The sequence below is a fragment of the Janthinobacterium sp. DSP2-3-3 genome, assembly GCF_049897325.1.
Lineage (GTDB): Bacteria > Pseudomonadota > Gammaproteobacteria > Burkholderiales > Burkholderiaceae_D > Janthinobacterium.
Genome location: NZ_JAFCWA010000017.1, coordinates 1 through 21,045, shown reverse-complemented (window position 1 = coordinate 21,045; position 21,045 = coordinate 1). Strand labels below are relative to the sequence as shown.

At 62.6% G+C, this 21,045-nt stretch carries 18 protein-coding genes and 1 tRNA gene; 3 read left to right on the top strand and 16 right to left on the bottom strand.

Going from position 1 to position 21,045, the window contains the following annotated elements:
- Positions 1-4 precede the first annotated feature (4 nt).
- On the bottom strand, positions 5-1,216 hold the full coding sequence (locus tag ACP7DE_RS25380) for a penicillin-binding protein activator (protein ID WP_426074693.1): 1,212 nt from the start codon (positions 1,214-1,216) through the stop codon (positions 5-7).
- A gap of 165 nt (positions 1,217-1,381) precedes the next feature.
- On the opposite strand from ACP7DE_RS25380, the gene rsmI reads away from it, so the two are divergent.
- On the top strand, positions 1,382-2,290 hold the full coding sequence (gene rsmI, locus ACP7DE_RS25375; RefSeq protein WP_166446200.1) for a 16S rRNA (cytidine(1402)-2'-O)-methyltransferase: 909 nt from the start codon (positions 1,382-1,384) through the stop codon (positions 2,288-2,290).
- 39 nt (positions 2,291-2,329) lie between these two features.
- On the opposite strand, the gene ACP7DE_RS25370 is transcribed toward rsmI, so the two are convergent.
- A complete protein-coding gene (locus ACP7DE_RS25370) occupies positions 2,330-2,977 on the bottom strand; it encodes a hypothetical protein (RefSeq protein ID WP_426074692.1) in 648 nt (215 codons plus the stop codon).
- A 166-nt stretch (positions 2,978-3,143) separates the two neighbouring features.
- Between ACP7DE_RS25370 and ACP7DE_RS25365 the strand changes: the two genes are divergently transcribed.
- Positions 3,144-3,220, top strand: a tRNA-Pro gene (locus ACP7DE_RS25365).
- Between the two features lie 108 nt (positions 3,221-3,328).
- Here the strand turns inward: ACP7DE_RS25365 and ACP7DE_RS25360 are convergent.
- The 12 genes from ACP7DE_RS25360 to ACP7DE_RS25305 all read right to left on the bottom strand — a co-directional run bounded on the left by ACP7DE_RS25360 (position 3,329) and on the right by ACP7DE_RS25305 (position 17,489).
- Positions 3,329-4,249, bottom strand: a complete 921-nt coding sequence (locus ACP7DE_RS25360; protein WP_426074691.1) for a hydroxymethylglutaryl-CoA lyase — start codon at positions 4,247-4,249, stop codon at positions 3,329-3,331.
- Between the two features lies 1 nt (position 4,250).
- Positions 4,251-5,183, bottom strand: coding sequence for a 2-hydroxyacid dehydrogenase (locus ACP7DE_RS25355; protein WP_426074768.1), 933 nt, complete (start codon positions 5,181-5,183; stop codon positions 4,251-4,253).
- A gap of 21 nt (positions 5,184-5,204) precedes the next feature.
- Positions 5,205-7,232, bottom strand: a complete 2,028-nt coding sequence (locus tag ACP7DE_RS25350) for an acetyl/propionyl/methylcrotonyl-CoA carboxylase subunit alpha (RefSeq protein ID WP_426074690.1) — start codon at positions 7,230-7,232, stop codon at positions 5,205-5,207.
- Between the two features lie 94 nt (positions 7,233-7,326).
- Complete coding sequence (gene bioB / locus ACP7DE_RS25345) at positions 7,327-8,373, bottom strand: biotin synthase BioB (protein ID WP_426074689.1); 1,047 nt, start codon at positions 8,371-8,373, stop codon at positions 7,327-7,329.
- 44 nt (positions 8,374-8,417) lie between these two features.
- Positions 8,418-9,203 (bottom strand): dethiobiotin synthase, encoded by a 786-nt coding sequence (gene bioD, locus ACP7DE_RS25340; protein WP_426074688.1) that lies wholly within the window; start codon positions 9,201-9,203, stop codon positions 8,418-8,420.
- Positions 9,193-10,389 (bottom strand): 8-amino-7-oxononanoate synthase, encoded by a 1,197-nt coding sequence (gene bioF / locus ACP7DE_RS25335; protein ID WP_426074687.1) that lies wholly within the window; start codon positions 10,387-10,389, stop codon positions 9,193-9,195. The genes bioD and bioF overlap by 11 nt, the downstream gene beginning before the upstream one ends.
- Before the next feature lies 1 nt (position 10,390).
- Positions 10,391-11,719 carry an adenosylmethionine--8-amino-7-oxononanoate transaminase gene (gene bioA / locus ACP7DE_RS25330; protein WP_426074686.1) on the bottom strand — a complete coding sequence of 443 codons (1,329 nt, stop codon included), beginning with the start codon at positions 11,717-11,719 and terminating at the stop codon, positions 10,391-10,393.
- Positions 11,720-11,738: 19 nt separating this feature from the next.
- Complete coding sequence (locus ACP7DE_RS25325) at positions 11,739-12,527, bottom strand: enoyl-CoA hydratase/isomerase family protein (protein ID WP_426074685.1); 789 nt, start codon at positions 12,525-12,527, stop codon at positions 11,739-11,741.
- A 19-nt stretch (positions 12,528-12,546) separates the two neighbouring features.
- On the bottom strand, positions 12,547-14,169 hold the full coding sequence (locus tag ACP7DE_RS25320) for a carboxyl transferase domain-containing protein (protein ID WP_426074684.1): 1,623 nt from the start codon (positions 14,167-14,169) through the stop codon (positions 12,547-12,549).
- A gap of 40 nt (positions 14,170-14,209) precedes the next feature.
- The gene (locus ACP7DE_RS25315; RefSeq protein WP_426074683.1) at positions 14,210-14,653 is read right to left on the bottom strand and encodes a YchJ family protein; all 444 of its coding nucleotides are present in this window, start codon (positions 14,651-14,653) and stop codon (positions 14,210-14,212) included.
- A 93-nt stretch (positions 14,654-14,746) separates the two neighbouring features.
- Complete coding sequence (locus ACP7DE_RS25310) at positions 14,747-16,033, bottom strand: D-amino acid dehydrogenase (protein WP_426074682.1); 1,287 nt, start codon at positions 16,031-16,033, stop codon at positions 14,747-14,749.
- A gap of 76 nt (positions 16,034-16,109) precedes the next feature.
- Positions 16,110-17,489 (bottom strand): serine hydrolase domain-containing protein, encoded by a 1,380-nt coding sequence (locus ACP7DE_RS25305; protein ID WP_426074681.1) that lies wholly within the window; start codon positions 17,487-17,489, stop codon positions 16,110-16,112.
- 227 nt (positions 17,490-17,716) lie between these two features.
- Here ACP7DE_RS25305 and ACP7DE_RS25300 point away from each other — a divergent pair, with 227 nt between their 5' ends.
- The gene (locus tag ACP7DE_RS25300; protein ID WP_096232721.1) at positions 17,717-18,457 is read left to right on the top strand and encodes a GntR family transcriptional regulator; all 741 of its coding nucleotides are present in this window, start codon (positions 17,717-17,719) and stop codon (positions 18,455-18,457) included.
- A gap of 2 nt (positions 18,458-18,459) precedes the next feature.
- Here ACP7DE_RS25300 and ACP7DE_RS25295 read toward each other — a convergent pair whose 3' ends face one another.
- Complete coding sequence (locus tag ACP7DE_RS25295) at positions 18,460-19,593, bottom strand: nuclear transport factor 2 family protein (protein WP_426074680.1); 1,134 nt, start codon at positions 19,591-19,593, stop codon at positions 18,460-18,462.
- A 142-nt stretch (positions 19,594-19,735) separates the two neighbouring features.
- Positions 19,736-20,794 carry a helix-turn-helix transcriptional regulator gene (locus ACP7DE_RS25290; protein WP_426074679.1) on the bottom strand — a complete coding sequence of 353 codons (1,059 nt, stop codon included), beginning with the start codon at positions 20,792-20,794 and terminating at the stop codon, positions 19,736-19,738.
- Between the last annotated feature and the right edge of the window lie 251 nt (positions 20,795-21,045).

Sequence of the window (21,045 nt, the reverse complement as noted above, 5' to 3'; positions counted from 1 at the left end):
ACTCTTATTGCGCTGGCGGCAAGGCGACAGGCGTGGGCGCGGCCGGCGGCCAGGTGCCCAGCACGCCCTGCTGGTAGGTGGCGGCTTGCTCCGTGCGTTCGAACACGCTTTGATCGTTCTCGAAGCGCACGGCCAGGCGGCCCGTCACGCCATCAAGGGTAAATGGCGTGTTCGGCCGCAGCGCCACTTCGCGCGCCACGCGAAAGGCATCGATGCCCAGCGCGTACAGGCGTTCCATGTCGGCCGTCAGGCGGCGTTCGGCAGGCTGCGGCGGCTGCGGATAGACCATCACTTGCGGATGGTCGCGCTGCACTTGCCACGGCAAGTCCAGCAGGCGCGCACCGTCGAGCTCAGGGCCGCTGGCGCCACGCCCCGTGCCGGGATTCAATGACGACGTGCCATACAGGGGCAGATCGCTGCCGATGGCCACGCGCAGCTGGCGCGCCTGGTCGGCGTCGAGCGCGGCAAACAGCAGGCCCGGCGGCGTCGCGGCCAGGCGCGCGCGCAGTTGCACCAGCTCGGCATCGCTCAGGTAGCCATTCGTGGCCGTCAAGTCCATCGTCTCGATCTTGCCACCCTGGCGCAGCCATTCCTGCTTGAAGGCGGCGCTGGTGCGGCGCTGCGAGGGCGAACCGGCCGACAGGATCAGCGCGCTGGCGCCAGGCTGTTCACTGGCGGCCCAGGCGGCGACTTGGCGTGCTTCGGCCTCGATGGACAGTCCAATCACCAGCAGCTTGGCCGGCAGGCGCGCCTCGCCGCGGTTGTCCGGGTGGTTCAGGGCGATCGTCGGCTTGCGCACCAGGTCGCTATTCGCCACGGCTGTCACGCCCGAGCGCGACAAAGGCCCGACGACGATGTCCTGTTCTTCCTGTGCTTGCGCAAACTTGTTCAGGACGTCGCTGCTGCCATCGCCCGTGTCGATCACCGTCACTTCGAAGCCGCTGCGGTCGCGTTCATACGCGGCCATGAAGCCTGCGCGCAGCAGTTCGGCGGCCGGGCCCAGGGAGACCGAGCGCAGCGGCAGCAGCAGGCCGATGTGGTGGACCTTGCCGTCGGACGGCGCCGGCGCCGTGGCCGCTGGCATATCGAGCGGCGTGCCGGTCGCCGGTTTGTTCTTGATGGGCGCCAACGGCGCGCCATTGCTGTCATACGCGGTAATATCGGGCACGGCCACGGCAAACGTCACCGGTTCGGGCGCGGGCGGCTTGGGCGGCACGGGCGGTGGCAGCGGCTTCGGTGGCGGCAGCGCCCTTGTGTTAGATTCAATAGGCGCGCACAATTGTCCGGGCGCGTCGCAAGGCGTGCTGCAAGCGCTCAGCATGCCGGTCGCGGCACAAACAAGCAGTAACTTCACACTATTAGCAAGCATTTAACCTCCAAAATGACCGTACAAGAAATCAGTTCCATCGCCAGCCTGCCCATCATGACAGAGGCGGCGCACCAGGTCTATCCTATCGCAACATTGTATATAGTGGCCACGCCGATCGGCAATGTGACCGATATCAGCCTGCGCGCGCTGCATTTGCTGAGCCTTGCCGACGCCGTCGCCTGTGAAGATACGCGCAACACGGCGCACCTGCTGACGCGCTTTGGCCTGAACAAGCCATTGATTGCGGCGCATCAACATAACGAGCGCGAAGTGGCGCAAACCCTGATTGCCCGCCTGCACGCCGGCGAGCGTATCGCCCTCGTCTCGGATGCGGGAACGCCCGCCGTCTCCGACCCGGGCGCGCGCATCGTCGACGCCGTGCGCGCCGCCGGCTTGCGCGTGCTGCCTTTGCCTGGCCCCTCGGCGGCGATTACCGCTATTTCCGCCAGCGGGCTATTGAATGACCAGTTTTACTTTGTCGGCTTCTTGCCGGCCAAGGCCAAGCAGCGCGAAAACATGCTGCACAGCCTGCGCGGCGTGACGGCCACCATGGTGTTCTACGAGGCGCCGCACCGCATCCTCGATTGCGCCACGGCCTTGGTGGAAGCATTCGAGCCCACGCGCCAGGTGGTGTTCGCGCGCGAGCTGACGAAAATGTTCGAGGAAATCCACCGCTGCCCCCTGTCCGAAGCGGAAAGCTGGATACGCGCCGACGCGCACCGAGAAAAGGGAGAATTTGTCGTGCTGCTGGAAGGCGCCACCGAAGCGCAGGATGCGGAGGACGTCGAAGCGGAGCGCATCCTGAACATTTTATTGGCTGAATGCAGCGTCAAGCAGGCGGCGAACCTGACGGCGCAAATCACGGGCCGCAAGAAAAACGCCCTGTATGAACGGGCGTTGCAGTTGAAAGGGCAGGAATAAGGGGATTATAAGATACCCAATCTGGGCATGTTGTTAGACTCACCACTTGCAGCCGCTATCCTTCTTGTCGAGCAACATCAGCACGGGTGCCAGCAAGCCCGCGCCTGAATAGGCGCTGCGGCAATCGCCGCGCTTGCCTTGCGCGATATCGCGCGCCAGCTGGGTTTCCGTCTGCAGCGGCTTGTCGGGGATTTGCCCCACAGCCGTGCCCACCTTGGAGGGATCGCGCTCACCAGCCACCTTGCGCGCCGTCTTCCTGGCCGCTTCCATATCGAATTTCGGCGTTTCTTGCGTGAAGGTATCGGGACTGGCCGCCGGCGTGGCCGGTGATGCAGGTACGACCGTGATGGCTTGCGGGTTGGACACCGGCGCCGTGGCCTCTGCCGGCGTTTCCCGCGTCGTGGCGCGTTTCGGCTTGCTGATGGGTTTGGGTTCGCGCTTCGGCTTGATGACTTCGACGGGCGGCGGTGGCGGGGGAGGCTTGGCGGCCAGCGGACGTATCCAGACGGCGATCGATTCCACGCGCGGGGCCGTGTCTATCTGTGCAGCCGGCTGCACATGGCGCCACAGATAGATCAAGGCGCCATGCAGCAGCAAGGACACGGCTATGCCCAGCACGATGCTGCGGCGGTTCGGCATGGGCTGGCCGCCGTCGCTTCCGCCGTTTCTTTCGATACTGAAATCCATTGCCGTCGTCGCCTTCATGTCTGATCGGGAAAACTTGCGTAGTGAGTGTCGCATATTTCATGCATGTTGAAAAATACAGGGGTTCCAGTGCCGCGCGTAAATAATTTACACAGAGTTTCACCTGACCCTTGACCGAAGTCGATACGGCCTGTATTATCTTGGTCTTCGGAGTGTGGCGCAGCCCGGTAGCGCACCTGGTTTGGGACCAGGGGGTCCAAGGTTCGAATCCTTGTACTCCGACCAAATTTGTAGAAAAAAACCCAAGAGTTGAGGCTCTTGGGTTTTTTTTCGTCTGTACGGCGGAGCACTGCATTCACACTGCAGGGGAGGAGACGCCCCTGCCCTGCATATTCAGCCTGCGCGTTTCGCCGCGATGGCGTTGCCGGCGCGGCTAGATCCCTTGCGCCCCAGTTGCTGCGAAATGAACTGTCCCGCGTCCACCACCAGGTCCAGGTCGATGCCGGTGTGTATCCCCAGTCCCTGCATCATGTACAGCACGTCCTCGGTGGCGACGTTGCCGGTGGCGCCCTTGGCGTAGGGGCAGCCGCCCAGGCCGGAGACGGACGAATGATAAATCGCAATCCCCGTTTCCAGGCTGGCGTAGATATTTGCCAGCGCCTGGCCGTAGGTGTCGTGGAAGTGACCGGACAGGCCGTCTACGTGGAAGGCCGCGATGGCGCGCTCCATCACCGCCTGCGTTTTGCGCGGCGTGGCCACGCCGATGGTGTCGGCGATGTCGATTTCGTCGCAACCGAGGTCGCGCATGCGGCCCACCACGTCGGCCACGGCGTCGAGCGGCACGTCGCCCTGGTAGGGACAGCCGAAGGCGCAGCTGATGCTGCCGCGCAGGCGCAGGCGCTGTTCCTTGGCCGCCTTGGCCACGCCCTCGAAACGGGCGATCGATTCGGCGATCGAGCAGTTGATGTTCTTTTGCGAGAACGCTTCAGAGGCGGAGCCGAAAATCACCACTTCATCGGCCTTCGCCGCCAGCGCGGCATCGAAACCCTGCATATTCGGCGTCAGCGCCGAATAAATCGTGCCGGCACGGCGCGCGATCTTGTCCATCACTTCCGCGCTGGTGGCCATTTGCGGCACCCATTTCGGCGAGACGAACGACGCCGCCTCGATGTTGGCGAAGCCCGCCTGCGTCAAACGGTCGACCAGTTCGATCTTGACGGCGGCGCTGATGGTGTCCTTCTCGTTTTGCAGGCCGTCGCGTGGCCCCACTTCGACGATCTTGACCTGCTTGGGCAGACTGGTAGTAGGGTTCATTTCAATATCCTTGCGAACGGTTGACGACGCCGGCGACAGAGTCTCCGGCGTGCAGGCGGCGCATCTTGGCGGCGATTTGCGCCACGCTTTCGCGGCGCAGGGTGGCGGCCGAAATATGCGGCGTGATGGTGATGCGCGGTTCTTGCCAGAACGGGTGCTGCTGCGGCAGCGGCTCGTTGCGGAACACGTCCAAGGTCGCTCCGGCGATATGCCCGGAGCGGATCAGGGTCAGCAAATCCGGTTCAGCGAGATGCGCGCCGCGCGCCACGTTGATGACATAGGCGCCCGGCAGCAGCATCGACAGGCGCGTGCGGTCGAGCAGGTTGTGCGTCTCTGGGGTGAGCGGCAGCATGCACACCAGCACGCGCGTGTCGCGCAGGAAGGCTTCAAGCCCGTCCTCGCCGGCGTAGCACTCCACGCCATCGACGCGCTTTTGGCTGCGGCTCCAGCCCCGCAGGGGAAACTCGAACTGCGCCAGCGCATCCAGCACGCGCGTGCCCAGCACACCCATGCCCAGCACGCCGACCGGGAAATCCGCCTTGTCGAACGCGGGCAGCGGCTGCCAGATGCCTGCGCGGCCCTGCGCTTCATAGTCGTGGAAACGGCGGAAGTGGCGCAGCACGGCATGGCTCACATACTCGGCCATCTGCACGCCCATGCCCGCGTCGTCCAGGCGCACCAGCGGCACGCGCGCGGGTAGCGCCTCGCCAAATTGCAAGAGCGCGTCCACGCCGGCACCCGTGTTGAAGATGGCTTTGACTTCGCGCAATACGGGCAGCATGGCGGCGGGTGGCTTCCACACGACGGCGTAGTCGCATGGCGCGAACGTGTCGCCTTCGCGCCAGAAGATAATCTCGGCCTCGGGCAGCAAGTTGTTAAAGTCGGCGATCCACGCCGCTTCCTTGCCGTCCGCGCGTTGTAACAGGATGCGCATCGATGTTTTCACGAGCGTTCCTTACGCGGCGGCTTTGAAGGCCAGCAGCGGCGCGCCATCGGCCACCTGGTCACCGATGGCGTACAGCACGTCTTCCACCAAGCCGTCGTGCGGCGCGGCGATGGTGTGCTCCATCTTCATCGCTTCCATGATGACCAAAGGCTCGCCCTTTTTGACATCCTGCCCCTTGTTCACCAGCACGGCGACGACCTTGCCCGGCATGGGGGCCGTCAGGCGCCCGCCTTCCGCTTCCACTTCGCCCGCATGCGCCATCGGGTCACTGTAATGCAAGGTGGTGTGCAAGCCGTTGGTGAACACGTGGAACTGCTCCCCGTCGCGCAGCACCGTGCCGTGCACGGCACGCTCACCGAGCTTGATGTGCAGCTCGTTGCCTTTGCGCGCCGTCAAGGTCAGGGGCTGGCCGTTGAACAGCCAGCCATCTGTCTGGTAGGCGATGCGTGTTACGTAAGCCTTGCTGTCGCCGGCCAGCGCGAATTCATCGGCAAACGCCAGGCTGCGTACCAGGGTGCTGTTCAAACGCCAGCCCAGTGCATTGCCCCACGGGTCTGCGCGGTGCGTCGACTGCGTTTCCGCAGCCGCTTTTTCTTCCAGCAGCAGGGCGACGGACGCCAGCGCCAGGGCCGTGTCGGGCGCCGCCTGCAGGGCGGGGAACAGCGACTCTTGATTGCGCTCGATCAAACCCGTATCGAGGTCCGCGCTGGCAAATGCCTGACCTTCAACCAGGCGTTTCAAAAAGGCGATATTGCTGGCCAGGCCCACGATCTGGTATTCGGCCAGCGCCTGCGCCATGCGCGCCAGCGCCTCGCGGCGGTCCGCGCCCCAGACGATCAGCTTGGCGATCATCGGGTCGTAGAACGGCGAAATGGCGTCGCCCTCGCGCACGCCCGAATCGATGCGTACGGCGGCCGGAACCAGCGTGCCACCCAGCTCGAACGTCACGGCGCAAGGCGACTGCATGTGGCGCAGGGTGCCAATCGACGGCAAGAAGCCCTTCTCCGGGTTTTCCGCATAGATGCGCGCTTCGATGGCGTGGCCGTGTATCGTCAATTCGCTTTGTGTTTTCGGCAGCGGCTCGCCAAAGGCGACGCGCAACTGCCATTCCACCAGGTCGGTGCCGGTGATCATTTCCGTCACCGGATGCTCGACCTGCAAGCGTGTGTTCATCTCCATGAAGTAGAACGAACCATCCTGGTTGGCGATGAATTCCACCGTGCCGGCGCCCACATAGCCGACGGCCTTGGCGGCGGCGACTGCCGCTTTGCCCATGGCTGCACGGCGGTCAAACGGCATGCCCGGCGCCGGCGCTTCTTCCAGCACCTTCTGGTGACGGCGCTGCACCGAGCAATCGCGCTCGAACAGATAGATGCAGTTGCCGAGGGTGTCGGCAAACACCTGGATTTCGATATGCCGCGGGCGCGACAGGTATTTTTCGGCCAGCACCTTATCGTCGCCGAAAGAGCTGATCGCTTCGCGCTTGCACGAGGCCAGCGCGGCCTTGAAATCGTTTGAGTTTTCGATGACGCGCATGCCCTTGCCGCCGCCGCCGGCCGAGGCCTTCAGCAGGACGGGGTAGCCGATCTTGTCGGCTTGGCCGTGCAGGAAGTCGGCATCCTGTTCGTCGCCGTGGTAGCCGGGCACCAGCGGTACGTTGGCTTTTTCCATCAGCGACTTGGCGGCCGACTTGGAACCCATGGCGCGCATGGCAGATGCCGGCGGGCCGATGAAGACCAGGCCTGCAGCCTGGCAGGCGTCGGCGAAATCGGCGTTCTCGGACAGGAAGCCATAGCCGGGGTGGATCGCCTGCGCACCTGTCGCCAGCGCCACGGCGATGATCTTGTCGCCGCACAGATAGCTTTCCTTGGCCGGCGCTGGGCCGATCAAGACGGCTTCGTCGCACACGGCGACATGCTTGGCGTTGGCGTCCGCTTCCGAATACACGGCGACGGTCTGGATGCCCATGCGGCGCGCGGTAGCGGCGACACGGCAAGCGATTTCGCCGCGGTTGGCGATCAGGATTTTAGTGAACATGGTCTCTCTCTTTGCAGCTCGTGGCTGGAAGTTTTTTATCTGAGGTGTCGCTGGGAGTGGATGCGCCCTGGCGGGGCGCATCCCGGGGGCTGGATCAGCAGCCGCACTTCTCTTTCTGTACCGAGTCCAGCATGGCGCCGCGCGTCTGCAAGCCCAGTTTGTTCAACAGGGTGCGGTCGTCTTCCGCTTCCGGGTTGTCGGTGGTGAGCAGCTTGTCGCCGTAGAAGATGGAATTGGCACCAGCCAGGAAGCACATGGCTTGCACGGCTTCGCCCATCTGGCGCCGGCCCGCCGACAAACGCACGCGCGCTTTCGGCATGGTGATGCGGGCCACGGCAATCGTGCGCACAAATTCGAATGGGTCGAGCGCTTCCAGGCCATACAAAGGCGTGCCTTCCACTTGCACCAGGTGGTTGACGGGCACCGATTCCGGATACGGATTCAAATTGGCCAACTGGGCGATCAGGCCAGCGCGCTGCAGACGCGTTTCACCCATGCCGACGATGCCGCCGCAGCACACTTTCAAGCCTGCTTCGCGCACGCGGCCCAGGGTATCGAGGCGGTCCTGGTATTCGCGCGTGGAGATGACGTTGTCGTAGAATTCGGGCGCCGTGTCCAGATTATGGTTGTAGAAGTCGAGGCCCGCGTTTTTCAGGCGGTCTGCCTGGCCTTCTTCCAGCATGCCCAAAGTAGCGCAGGTTTCCAGGCCCAGCGCCTTGACTTTGGTCACCATCTCCTCGACTTTTTCCATGTCGCGCTCTTTCGGGCTGCGCCAGGCGGCGCCCATGCAAAAGCGTGTGGCGCCGTTGGCTTTCGCCTGGCGGGCCGCGTCGAGCACCGTCTCGATGTCGAGGATTTTTTTCGCTTCCACGCCCGTGTCATAGCGGGCCGCCTGCGGGCAGTAGCCGCAGTCTTCCTCGCAGCCGCCCGTCTTGATCGACAACAAGGTTGCCAGTTCCACGTCGCCATCGGGGAAATTGATGCGGTGCGTTTGCTGGGCTTTGAACATCAGGTCATTGAAAGGCAGGTCGAACAGGGCCAGCACATCGGCGACGGGCCAGGTGGCCGCTTCCGGCACGGTGATGCGCGCCGCAGGGCGGTGCAGTTCGACGGTTTTTGCTGCTTCTTGGACGTGAGACATGTGATTCCTTCGCTTCTATTTTTGGATACGTTCAGTTGTTCGGTTTAATTGTGCGGATGTTGCGCCGGCCAGTTGGGCAAACCGGTGAAATCGAGATACGCCGCCGCCGCTTCTGCGCTGGGCTGCGCCAGGCGCGGCACCTTGCCCAGCAGCGGCGCCGGGATGTGCTCGATCAGTGCATCGATATTTTCGTCGAGGAAGCGCATTTCCACTTCCAGGGTGTTGGCGACCCAGCCGATCACGGTCAGGCCGCGCGCTTCGATGGCTTCCACCGTCAGCAAGGCCTGGCTGATGCAACCGAGGCGCATGCCGACCACCAGGATCACCGGCAAGTCGAGCTGCTGCGCCAGGTCGGCCGAGTCGAAACCGGGCGACAGCGGCACGCGAAAACCACCCACGCCTTCGACCACGACGGCGTCCGAGGCGGCGGCGATTTCCAGGTAGGCGGCCAGGATGGGCACCGATTCGATACACACGCCGTCGAGAGCGGCGGCGATGTGTGGCGCGGCCGGCTCCTTCAGCATATAGGGCGTGGTCAGGTTGCGCAGCATGGTGACGTTGCCGGCGGCGATCAGGCTGTCGGCGTCTTCATTATGCAGTTCGCCGTCGCGCATCTCGGCGCCGGCGGCCACGGGCTTCATGCCGCAGGCGCGCACGCCGCGCCGGACCAGCGCGTGCAGCAGGGCCGACGACGTCAAAGTCTTGCCGATTTCCGTGTCGGTACCGGTGACGAAACAGGCAAAGCGCGATGGCAGGCCGGTGGTAGCGGGTGCCGGCCGCACGGCCGGTACTGCTGACACTTCTGCCAGGACAGGATCATCAAGGCTCATGGCGAGTCCTTTCCAAGGTGTTGACTGCGTTGATCAATTGCGCCACTTCCTGCGCCGTGTGGCCGGCCGACAGGGTCACGCGCAGGCGCGCCGTACCTGCCGGCACGGTAGGCGGGCGGATCGCCCCTACCCACAGCCCCTGCTGGTACAGTTGGGCGGCGATGCCCATCATTTCCGCGTTGTCGCCGATGATGACGGGCTGGATGGCGCTCAATGACGGCAAGGCTTGCCAGCGTTGCAGCTGCAAGCCTTGGTTCCATTGCGCCACCAGCGTCGCCAGGTGCACCCGACGTTGTTTTCCTTCGTCACCGGCGATGATGTCCAGGCTGGCCAAGAGCGCATGCGCCAGCGCCGGCGCTGCCGCCGTGGTGAAGATGTACGGGCGCGCCTTCTGGATCAGGGTTTCGATCACTGCCTCATGCGCGCAAACAAAGGCGCCGCCCACGCCGGCCGATTTGCCCAGCGTGCCCACATACACCAGGTGCGGCGACTGCAGGTCGAAGTGTTCGAGCGCGCCGCGGCCGTTCTCGCCCAGCGCGCCGAAGCCGTGTGCGTCGTCGACCACCAGCCAGGCGCCGTGTTGCTCGCACAGGGCCAGCAGCGCGGGCAGCGGCGCCAGGTCGCCATCCATGCTGAAGATGCTGTCGGTGACGACGATCTTGGTTGCTGCCGTGCTGGCCGCCAGCAGGACCGCAAGCGCGTCCAGGTCCGCATGCGGATACACGCGCGTCTTGACGCGGGCCAGGCGCGTGCCGTCGATCAGCGAGGCATGGTTCAGCGCTTCCGAAAAGATCTCGGCTTCGGCATCACCGGCGGCCAGGGCCGTCAGCACGGCTAAATTAGCCATGTAGCCGGTGCAGAAATACAGGGCGCGCGCCTGTTCCAGGTTGGCGCCCACGAAAGCGGCCAGGCGCCCTTCCAGCTGTGCGTGAGCGCGGCTATGACCACTGATCAGGTGCGAAGCGCCGCTGCCGGCGCCATACAGATCGGCGCCCTCTTTCAGCGCTGCCACGATGCGCGGATGCGACGCCAGGCCCAGGTAGTCATTGCTGCAAAAGGCCAGCATGTCGCGTCCGTCCACCGTCAGGCGCGGCGTGCAGGGCGTGTCGACGGTCCGGCGGCGGCGCATCAGGCTGCGCTCTTCCAGCCCCTGCAGCTGCTGTTGTAATCGCGCGATCAGCTCCATCTCAGGCTCCGATCACTTTGTTGAAGACGGCCAGGGTCTGCTGGCCCAGGCCCGCGATTTCTGCGTCGTCGAGGATGTACGGCGGCATCAGGTAGACGGTCGAACCGATGGGGCGCATCAACAGTTCGTGTTCCAGCGCCGTGCTGAAGAAGCGGCGCGAAAAATCGGGCGCCGCATCGATGGCGTCAAAGGCCCAGATCATGCCCTGCTGGCGGAAGTGTTTTACGCGCTCGTGCTGCGCCAGCGGTGCCAGGGCGTGCGTTATCTTGTCTGCGCGCTCCCGGTTGGCCACCAGCACATCGTCTTCCTTGAAAATCGACAGGGTCGCCAGCGCCGCGCGGCAGGCCAGCGGGTTGCCCGTGTACGAGTGCGAATGCAAAAAGCCGCGCCGCACGTCGGTGCTGTAGAAGGCCTGGTAGATGTCTTCGCGCGTCATCACCAGCGATAAAGGCAGGTAGCCGCCGCTGATGCCTTTCGACAGGCAGACGAAGTCGGGCCAGATGCCGGCCTGTTCGCAGGCAAAGAAGGTGCCCGTGCGCCCGCAGCCGACGGCGATTTCATCGAGGATCAGGTGGACTTGATAGCGGTCGCACAGGGCGCGCACCAGCGACAGGTACAAGGGGTCATGCATGGCCATGCCGGTGGCGCACTGCACCAGCGGCTCGATGATGATGGCGGCGATTTTGTCCGATTTTTCCTGGAACAAAAGTTCCACGTCGGCGGCGGCGCGGCGCGCCACATCCTCGGCGGACTCTCCCTCTGCCGCCTGGCGGAAGTCGGGCGACATCACGGTCGTTGATGCGCGCAGCAAGGGGCCGTAGGCATCCTTGAACAGGGCGACATCCGTGACGGCCAGCGCGCCTATGGTTTCGCCGTGGTAGCTGCCTTTTAAACAGACGAATTCCTGTTTCTCGCTCTTGCCGCTGTTGCGCCAGGCGTGAAAGCTCATTTTCAGGGCGATTTCCACGGCCGAGGCGCCGTCGGAGGCGTAAAAGCTGTGACCGAGCACGCCGTTGGTGAGTGCGGAGAGTTTTTCCGACAGTTCGATCACCGGTTCATGCGTGAATCCGGCCAGCATGGCGTGTTCCAGCCGGTCCAGTTGATCCTTCAGTTCCGCATTGATGCGCGGATTGGCATGGCCGAACAGGTTCACCCACCAGGAGCTGATGGCGTCCAGGTAGCGTCGGCCTTCGTGGTCATACAGCCAGGCGCCGCGGCCGTGGCTGACGGGGATGAGCGGTACAGTCTCGTGGTGCTGCATTTGCGTGCAAGGGTGCCACACGCTGCGCAGACTGCGTTCGACCCAGCCCGATTGTTTTTCTGCTTTCAAAACTGCTCCAGTGATATTGCTAGCCCATGAGCCAACTCGGCTTGCGCTTGTCGAGGAACGATTGCACGCCTTCGCGTCCCTGCTCCGAGGCGCGGATTTGCGCGATGCGCTCGGCCGTGTCCGCCAGCAGCACGTCGTCGACCGGCTGGCCGGCGATCTCGCGCACCAGCGTTTTCGCTTGCGCCACGGCGTGCGGGCTGTTACCCGTCAGCGCTTTCAGCACCTCCAAGGTTTTCGCGTCCAGCGCGTCGCCAGCGACTACCTCGTGGGCAAAGCCGATGCGTAGCGCTTCCTGTGCCGAGAATCGCTCGGCGGTCAGGAAATAGCGGCGTGCCGCGTTTTCGCCCATGGCCTTGATGACATACGGTGAAATAGTGGCCGGGATCAGTCCCAGCCGCACTTCGCTCAGGCAGAAATGCACGTCTTCCGCAACCAGAATGATATCGCATGCGGCGACCAGGCCCATGCCGCCCGCATAACAGTCGCCCTGGATCTTTGCCACCACGGGCTTGGGACACAGGTAAATCGTGCGCAGCATCTGCGCCAGCTGCAGCGCGTCGGCCTGGTTTTCGGCAAGCGTGTAGCCGGCCATCTTCTTCATCCAGTTCAAGTCCGCGCCGGCGCAAAAGGCTGCGCCCTTCGCCGACAGCACGATGGCGCGCACCATCTCGCTGCGTCCCAGGCCTTCAAAGGCCCGGGCCAGTTCGGCGATCGTCGTCTCGTTGAAGGCGTTGCGCACGTCGGGGCGGTTCAGGGTCACGGTGGCGACATTGCCCTCGATGACCAGTTTCAGTGTTTCGAATTCCATGCTCTTTAGTCCCTTTGCATCACATGCGGAAGATGCCGAATTTTGTGTCCGGGATTTCCGCGTTCAAGGAGGCCGACAGGCCCAGGCCCAGCACCATGCGGGTATCGGCCGGGTCGATCACGCCATCGTCCCACAGACGCGCGGTGGCATAGTATGGGTGGCCCTGGTGTTCGTATTGATCCTTGATCGGCTGCTTGAAGGCCGCTTCCTCATCCGCGCTCCATGCGCCGCCCTTGCCTTCGATGCCGTCGCGCTTGACGGTCGCCAGCACGGAGGCTGCCTGGTCGCCGCCCATGACGGAAATGCGCGCATTCGGCCACATCCACATGAAGCGGGGAGAAAACGCGCGGCCGCACATGCCGTAGTTGCCGGCGCCGAAGCTGCCGCCGATGATGACCGTGAATTTCGGCACGGCCGCCGTGGCGACGGCCGTGACCATCTTGGCGCCATTGCGGGCGATGCCCTCGTTTTCGTATTTGCGCCCCACCATGAAGCCCGTGATATTTTGCAGGAAGACCAGCGGGATCTTGCGCTGGCAGCACAATTCGATGAAATGCGTGCCTTTCAAGGCCGATTCGGAGAACAAGATGCCGTTATTGGCGATGATGCCCACTTTGACGCCATAGATATGCGCAAAGCCGCAGATCAGGGTGGTGCCGTAGCGGGCCTTGAATTCGTCGAAATCGCTGCCGTCGACGATGCGCGCGATCACTTCCCTGACATCGAAGGGCTTGCGCGTGTCGACAGGGATCACGCCATACAGTTCCTGCGTCGGGTATTTCGGCTCGACGGACTCGCGCAGCGCCATCTGCTGCGGCTTGGTGCGGTTCAGGTTCGAAACGATGGTGCGCGCCAGCGACAGCGCGTGCAAATCGTTCTGCGCCAGGTGGTCGACCACGCCGGACAAGCGCGTATGCACGTCGCCGCCACCGAGGTCTTCGGCCGTTACCACTTCGCCCGTCGCCGCTTTCACCAGCGGCGGGCCACCGAGGAAAATCGTGCCCTGCTCCTTGACGATGATCGATTCGTCGCTCATGGCCGGCACGTAAGCGCCGCCCGCCGTGCAAGAGCCCATCACCACGGCGATCTGCGGTATGCCCTTGGCCGACAAATTCGCCTGGTTATAAAAAATGCGGCCGAAATGGTCGCGGTCGGGGAAGACGTCGTCCTGGTTCGGCAGGTTGGCGCCGCCCGAGTCGACCAGGTAGATGCAGGGCAGCTTGTTCTGGTCGGCGATTTCCTGGGCGCGCAAATGCTTTTTCACCGTCATCGGGTAGTAGGTGCCGCCCTTGACGGTGGCGTCGTTGCAGACGATGACGCATTCCTGGCCCGAGACCCTGCCGATGCCGGTGATGATGCCGGCGGAAGGCGCCGCATCGACGCCCTTGGCGTCCTGGTACATGGCGTAGGCCGCCATCTGGGAAAACTCGAGGAAGGGCGTGCCGGGATCGAGCAGCATTTGCACGCGGTCGCGTGGCAGTAGTTTTCCGCGCGCCAGGTGCTTGGCGGCTGCCGCTTCGCCGCCGCCGGCCGCGATTTTCTCCACCTTGTCGCGCAAATCGTCGACGATGGCTTGCATGGCCGCGGCATTGGCCTTGAAATCTTCACTGCGCGGATTGAGTTTGCTTTCGATGTGCGGCATTGCGGTTCCTTTTTATGATCGCCCGGTCTCTCGGGTCGCGCTATTCGGGAAAACTGCCGTCGAGATAAAACCAGCGCAAGGCACCCTCGCCTGCCTCGCGCACGAAGCGGCTCACTTCATGCAGGCGGTGCGCGCGGCCGTTGACCTTGTAGCGGGCCACGAATTCCACGCTGTCGCGGTGTATCTCTTCGGCTTGATCTGCTGATTTTGCTTTACGTTGACGTAAACGTAAAGCAGATTTTACCTCAAGTCCCAGCCAGTGAACTTTTTCTTCTTCCGCAAATAAAGCGTCGTCGGGGCGGGTGCTGGCGTGCCAGGTAGCGCGCAGGTAGGCTTCATCGCGCAAGGTAAACGCCGTGTAGCGCGAGCGCATCAGGGCTTCGGCCGTGGGCGGCAAGGCATTGCCCGCGATGTATGGGCCGCAGCAGCTGGCGTAGGAGGCGCCGCCACAGGGGCAGGCGGCAGATGTCGAAGGTGTGGGCATGCGCTGGCAATAATGAACAGAGATGAGGGAACAGGAAAGTCCCGCAATTATCCGCCATAACGGCGGCATCGGTCGCCGCCGCCGCTGGTACGCTTATTGTCGAGGACTGAGGAAGTCCAGCGCGAACGGTGGCGCCTTGCCCGCCATCAGGTCGGCCAGGATGCGCGCCGTGCCGGCGGCGAAGGTAAAGCCCAGCGGGCCATGGCCCACGTTCAGCCACAGGTTCGCATATTTGCTGGCGCCCACCAGCGGCGCGCTGTTCGGCGTGGCGGGGCGCAAGCCGGCCCAGGCCGTGGCCTGGTCGTAATCGGCGCCGTGCGGCATGGCTTCGCGCGCCAGCCGCGTCAGGCCCGCGATGCGGTTCCAATCGATGCTGTTGTCGGCGCCCACCATGTCGACCATGGCCGCCACGCGCAAGTCGCCACCGATGCGCGCATACAGCACCTTGCGTTCGAAATCCGTGATGCTGATCTCGGGCGCCCGGTCTTGCGCGCGAATGGGCGCCGTCAGGCTGTAGCCTTTCAGCGGGTACAGCGGCAGGTAGATACCCGCCGTGGCGGCCAGGTCGCGGCTCTGGATGCCGGCTGCCAGCACGTAGTGGTCCGCTTCCAGCAAGCCCAGGCTGGTGTCGACGCCTGCGATCTTGCCACGGTGCGTGACGAGGCGGCGCGCCTCGCCTTTTAACAGGAGTGAACAATTCGGATGCTGCAGCAAGCGCGCTTCCAGCGCCAGGCAAAAGGCGTGGCAATCGGCCACCGCTTCGCCTTGCGTGAAGATGCCGCCCGCCAAGGAACCCTGCAAGGCGGCCAGCGCCGGTTCGCGCTGCACCGCTTCGGCCGGGGACAAGACGATGCGCGCCTCTTCCGACTCGGGCCGGGCCACGGCCCGCTGAAAGATGGCCGGCGAACGATAGACGATGAGCTTGCCCGCATCGCGCCAGGCATACGCTTCGGGCGGCACGCTCAGTTCCAGCTGCGCCATGCCGGCACGGCTCCATTCGCCCAGTTGCAGCAGCTTGGCCGTCGTGCGGGCATTGCTGGCGCTGTTGCAATTACGCAAGAAACTGGCCATCCAGCGCCATTGGCGCCAGTCCGCTTCGGGACGGAAGCGCAACGGACCATCTTTCTGCAGCAGCCATTGCAGGGCTTTGAAGGGTACGCCCGCGTCCGCCAGCGGCGCCACATAGCGATAGCTGAGCTGGCCGCCATTGCGGTAGCTGGCGGCGATCGCCACCTGTTCATTGCGTTCGAGTAAGGTGACCTTGTAGCCGGCCTCGGCCAGCCACCAGGCCGATGTCAAACCGACGACGCCGCCGCCGATGATGATGACTTGTTGCTGCATGTTGCCTCGCTGCGTTGCGCTCCCATGGTGCGGAAGCATTCGGGAAGAGCTTAGAGGCTGGCCGGTCGGGGAGCCAATGAAACATCATGGTGCAGCCATAACTTTCAGGAATGCACTATTTCAGTGCACATTTTTCATGCTTGTCAATTGCACCACGGTATAGAGTGGTGAGTATCAGTTCCTCGCTGCGTCCCATGGCGGAATACGTGCCCGGGTACTGTGCGGGATCGCTGCCCGTGCCACCCACCAGCATCACCATGCCATTCTTGTTCTTGAAATCGAGCACGAAGGCGGAGACCAGGCCATACGCGTCGCCCAGGTGGCCCACGGCCGTGAAGCTGGCGCCCTCGACCAGGCCATTGCCCTGCCCCGCCAGCGCATCGAATTGCTGGTTGCCCAGACCCCAGGCGCGGTACAGGCCCCGCTCGCTGTCGCCATTGCTGCCATTGCTGCCATTGTCGCCATCGGGCACCAGCTGCCATTGCCGGGCAAACATCAAGGCGATGCTGGCTGGCTGCAATAGTTGCTTGCCCTGGTGGCGGCCATCGTCAAGCAGCATCTGCATGACCGTGCCCAGGCCTGCGGCGGAGATGCGCAAGCCGCCCGTGGGACTGAAGACGGTGGCATTGCTGCCGATCACATAACGCGCAAGGCTGGCGGGCGCGGCAGGTGGATACGCCTGGAAATCATCGGCTTGCGCGATCCAGAGACCGGCTGGACGCCACTGTTCCGTATCGAGCGTGCGCTTGCGGTACAAGGTGGCCGTGTTCGCCGCCTCGTCCGTGGAAAATGCCGCCGGATGGTAGCCGCCGCGCACATCGAGGGGGTCGAGCAGCAAACGCCGCATCAGCAAGTCGAAGCGCTCGCCCGTGGCCTTTTCCATCACGGTGCCGATCACGCCCCAGTTGAGGTTGCTATATGTAAAGTAATTGCCGGGCGCCGCGGAGGCATCCCACATGAGGTCGCCACCGGCTGTAAACACGTCGCGCAAGCTGCGTTCAGGGCCCCAGGCATAGCCGCCCGCGTCGCGCAGCGAGGAAGTATGGCTGAGCAGGCTGCGCAGGGTCAGCGGTTGCTGGGGGAAATGCGGGTTGCGCAGGGAAAAGCCCAGATAGATACCCACGTCCTGATCCAGACTCAGCTTGCCCTGCTCGACCAGCCGCATCAGGCCCAGGGTGGTCATCATCTTCGATACGGAGGCGATGCGAAACAGGGTGGCCGACGTCACGGGCAAGCTGTCCGCTGGCGTAACGCCGATGTGCCGGTAGCCAAATTGTTGCTGATACGACACCTTGCCCTGACGGATGGCCAGCACGGACAGGCTGGCCAGCGGATGGAGCGGATCATCGACGATGGCCGACAGCGCCGCATCGAGCGTGCGCTGCTGGTCGTGTTGCGCGAGCTGCTCAGTGCCGCTGCCGGGCGGGGCGGCCAGCGCGGTCCAGGTCGTGCCCAGCAGCAGCAAACCCAGAAAACCCCTCATTTTGTTGATCATGCTTTCCCTGTGTCATGGTGGATGGAGGCCTTGCCAGCATAGGGTGCGATGGTTTACTACGCTAATGAAAATTGCTTATTTATCTATAATGCAAAGCTATACGTACGGTAAAACATTGTTTTTTTAAGTGTATAACCGTTATTTATGGTCATTTTCCATTTATTCATGGGTAGACGGGCTACGCGCAAGCGCCATCGCTATTACACTAGGAGGACAAGGAGAACTGTATGAGCCAGACCAGCGTAGAACTCAAGGTCGATTTAAATGACAATTCGCCTTTATATATGCAGATCGCCCGCAAGCTGAGCGATGACGTACGCAACGGCCGCTACCAGGTAGACCAGGCCCTGCCATCCGAACGTACCCTGTCCGAACTGCTCGACGTATCGCGCGTGACTGCCCGCAAGGCCATCGACCAGCTCGTCGAGCAAGGCCTCGTCGTGCGCCGCCGTGGTTCCGGCAACTATATTGCGCCACGCATCGAGCAGCCGCTGTCGAACCTGTCGAGTTTTTCCGAGCAGTTGCAGCAGCGCGGCTACCGCCCCGGCTCGCGCTGGCTCAAGCGTGAAGTCGTCATTGCCAGCAGCGATGAACAGCTGAGCCTGGGCCTGGCGCAGAATACGAAAGTGGCGCGCCTGGAGCGCTTGCGCCTGGCCGACGACGTGGTGATGGCGTATGAAGTGAGCGTGCTGCCCTTCAGCGTGGTGCCGGATCCGGCCGCCATGGGCGATTCGCTGTATGAATACTTGAGCAGCATCAAGAAGGCACCCGTGCGCGCCTTGCAGCACATCCGCGCCATGAATGCGACGGACGTGCTGGCCAAGCAGCTAGGCATCCCCGATGGCCAGGCCGTGCTGTTCATTACGCGCATCGCCTACCTGGAGTCGGGCGAAGCGGTGGAGCTCACGCATTCGTATTGCCGCAGCGATCATTATGATTTTGTGGCGGAAATGCGTCGCGCTCCATAAATCTACTGCTCGAACAGGCGGATCATGGATTCCGCCACGCCGACGGACGACTCCCAGCTCATGCCGGTCACTAACCGGCCATCGACCTCGACGTGACTCTTGCCGTTGGCGCCGTGCCTGAATATGCCGCCATGGCGCTTGATGCTGCCTTCTGCCGAAAAGGGATAGGCCTTGTATATCGCCGATTCCTTGTTGAGAAACGCATCGGGGAACGAGGTGAGCACCTTGCCCTGGATGAGGAAAGTGCCGTCACTGAGCTTCAGATTCTTGATGCCCTCGGTGCCATGGCAGATTGCCGCGATCACCCCACCTTGTTGTTCGTAGATACGCAAAGCGATGTCTTGGAGCGGCTTGTTTTCCGGGATGCCGACGATGGCCGCGCCGCCGCCGACGAAAGCGATGCCCGCATACTCGTCTGCCTTGACCTCGGAGACGGGCTTGGTATGGGCCAGTGCCCACATGAAATCACTGTCGTACAGATGCTTCTTGAGCAGCTCGTCCGACGTGACGATCATTTCCAAAGGAATGGCACCACCCTCGGGACTGACGAAGTCGACCGTGTACCCTGCTTTGCGAAATGCATCATAGGTATAGGCCAGCTCGGGGAAATTATTGCCCGCATTAATTTTTGTGCCGGGATATTGATGCACATTCGACACGACCAGCAGCACCTTGCGTGCATGGCGCGCGGCTGATGGCTCGCGATGGGCCGACTTGCTGACGATCTTCCAGTTGCCGGCGATCTTTTTCAACAGAAAGACATCCATATAGCGGACCCCTTGCTGGGGAATGTGGATCTCGGCCTTTGCGGTGGCCACCTTGCCGCTCACATCCACCTTGATCAGTCGCCCGTGACGCCCATTGAATTGCCCTATTTTCTCTTGGGAAAAGAGTTTTGCGTATTCCGGACCGCTCAACTCCCATTCCGCATCGTTTTTGCCATCGAGGTAAAGGCGGGCGGTGGCATGGAAGGCCTGGTTGATCTCGTCCTGTACGTTGAAGCTGGTGCCATGCAGATACAAGCGCACGGTCTCCCGGATGGCATTTTCGTCCTGGTCTGCGGTTGCGGCGGTGCCGACGGCGGCGCTGCTTAGCAAGCAACAGGCGAGTACCGTTCGCAATAAAAACTGAATCATGACTTTACCCTGAATGAAGAACTGCGTTTATCGGAGCAACGACTATTTCAGATCGTTGTTGGTCGACAAGTTATCGAAATACAGGGGAATTGATGTCGCCAAACATGATTTCAGACTCCGGAATGGCGATTCCGGAGCGGTTTTACGCGGAAACGGCCCTGGCCGCCTGGCTGGATTGGGCCCGGAAGCTGGCGGGCGTCTGCCCAGCAACTTTCTTGAAGGTAGAGTAGAAGGTGGAACTGGAATTGAATCCGCAGCGCTCGGCAACGATATCCATGTTCAGTTGCGGCTCGTCGGTCAATACCTGTTTCGCTTCGGCGATACGGTATTCGTTGACATAGGTATTGAAGCTCTTGCTCAGCTTGTCATTCAGCACCTGCGATACCTGCGCCTGCGTGCATCCCGCCCGCTTGGCCAGTTGGGCCAGGGTGAGGTTCGGATTCAGATAGGATTTCTGCCCGCTCATTTGTTGTTCCAGCGCAGCGAGCACGGCAAGCGCATCGTCGTGCGTCAGGCGGCTATTCTGGTACTTCTGCTTCGGGTCGGCAGGCGTCGAGGTTTCCTTTCTCAGCAGAAAGACCATGACCGCGACATGCAGCGAGAAGGTGAACGACAAGGCGCCGACAATATAGGACGTGAACGGCGTGCTCGCGTACGCGGCCAACATGACACAGCTGCCTGCAAAAACGCTCAGCGGGAGCACGCTGCTGGTGGCCATCCGCTGTCCGTCGTTCAGCCATGCATGGCGGCTTTGCCAGAGCAACTTGGCAGTTGCCAGCAGGTAGCATAGCCAGAATACATGAATGGCATGACTCGAATGGTCCCACGCAGAACGATATACGGAATACGGAAAGGCAACGCCAATGACTATCAGCAGGAAGGACAAGCCGAGATGCCAGCGCCATTGTTGGCCGGCAGGCAGTTGCGCGAGTCCGGCCAGGAAAGAGCGCACATAGAGATAGGTCAGGGGGCCGATCAGCAGGCAGGCCGACAAGCCCAGCTGGCGGAATTCGAGTGCGATTGCAGGGTTGAAGTAGAGAAAGGCAGATTTGGCGGTGCGCACCCCGACGGCAAGCAGCAATGCACCGAGCATGCAGTCGGCGAGGCAGCGAGGCCGACGGCTGAAAAAATAGACGGCCAGGAAAATGCCGTTGATGGCGCCAAGGGCGCTAAACAGGAACAGCAATTGGCGAGCGATCATGGGGCGTGTCGTTGATGTTGGCGTCGAACCCAAGTATAGACACAAACGGGTCTGGAACTTGGCTCTAGGCCCTTGAATTAACACATTCAGCAACTGCTTTACCGCCGTATCGAAGTAGTACAGCACGTTCCTTGAGGTACCCTGACTTTTTCGGACACTCTTGTTTGGCAAACTTCACCAACTGGAGAACATATGAAACGCTCAACAACATACACGCCAGAGCTTCGAGAAGAAGCAGTAAAGCTGGTCTT

Excerpts from the sequence above, each read along its gene's own strand:
- rsmI (WP_166446200.1), top strand. The coding sequence starts at position 1,382 with ATGACCGTACAAGAAATCAGTTCCATCGCCAGCCTGCCCATCATGACA.
- ACP7DE_RS25370 (WP_426074692.1), bottom strand. The coding sequence starts at position 2,977 with ATGGATTTCAGTATCGAAAGAAACGGCGGAAGCGACGGCGGCCAGCCC.
- ACP7DE_RS25360 (WP_426074691.1), bottom strand. The coding sequence starts at position 4,249 with ATGAACCCTACTACCAGTCTGCCCAAGCAGGTCAAGATCGTCGAAGTG.
- ACP7DE_RS25355 (WP_426074768.1), bottom strand. The coding sequence starts at position 5,183 with ATGCGCATCCTGTTACAACGCGCGGACGGCAAGGAAGCGGCGTGGATC.
- ACP7DE_RS25350 (WP_426074690.1), bottom strand. The coding sequence starts at position 7,232 with ATGTTCACTAAAATCCTGATCGCCAACCGCGGCGAAATCGCTTGCCGT.
- bioB (WP_426074689.1), bottom strand. The coding sequence starts at position 8,373 with ATGTCTCACGTCCAAGAAGCAGCAAAAACCGTCGAACTGCACCGCCCT.
- bioD (WP_426074688.1), bottom strand. The coding sequence starts at position 9,203 with ATGAGCCTTGATGATCCTGTCCTGGCAGAAGTGTCAGCAGTACCGGCC.
- bioF (WP_426074687.1), bottom strand. The coding sequence starts at position 10,389 with ATGGAGCTGATCGCGCGATTACAACAGCAGCTGCAGGGGCTGGAAGAG.
- ACP7DE_RS25325 (WP_426074685.1), bottom strand. The coding sequence starts at position 12,527 with ATGGAATTCGAAACACTGAAACTGGTCATCGAGGGCAATGTCGCCACC.
- ACP7DE_RS25320 (WP_426074684.1), bottom strand. The coding sequence starts at position 14,169 with ATGCCGCACATCGAAAGCAAACTCAATCCGCGCAGTGAAGATTTCAAG.
- ACP7DE_RS25315 (WP_426074683.1), bottom strand. The coding sequence starts at position 14,653 with ATGCCCACACCTTCGACATCTGCCGCCTGCCCCTGTGGCGGCGCCTCC.
- ACP7DE_RS25310 (WP_426074682.1), bottom strand. The coding sequence starts at position 16,033 with ATGCTTCCGCACCATGGGAGCGCAACGCAGCGAGGCAACATGCAGCAA.
- ACP7DE_RS25305 (WP_426074681.1), bottom strand. The coding sequence starts at position 17,489 with ATGATCAACAAAATGAGGGGTTTTCTGGGTTTGCTGCTGCTGGGCACG.
- ACP7DE_RS25300 (WP_096232721.1), top strand. The coding sequence starts at position 17,717 with ATGAGCCAGACCAGCGTAGAACTCAAGGTCGATTTAAATGACAATTCG.
- ACP7DE_RS25295 (WP_426074680.1), bottom strand. The coding sequence starts at position 19,593 with ATGATTCAGTTTTTATTGCGAACGGTACTCGCCTGTTGCTTGCTAAGC.
- ACP7DE_RS25290 (WP_426074679.1), bottom strand. The coding sequence starts at position 20,794 with ATGATCGCTCGCCAATTGCTGTTCCTGTTTAGCGCCCTTGGCGCCATC.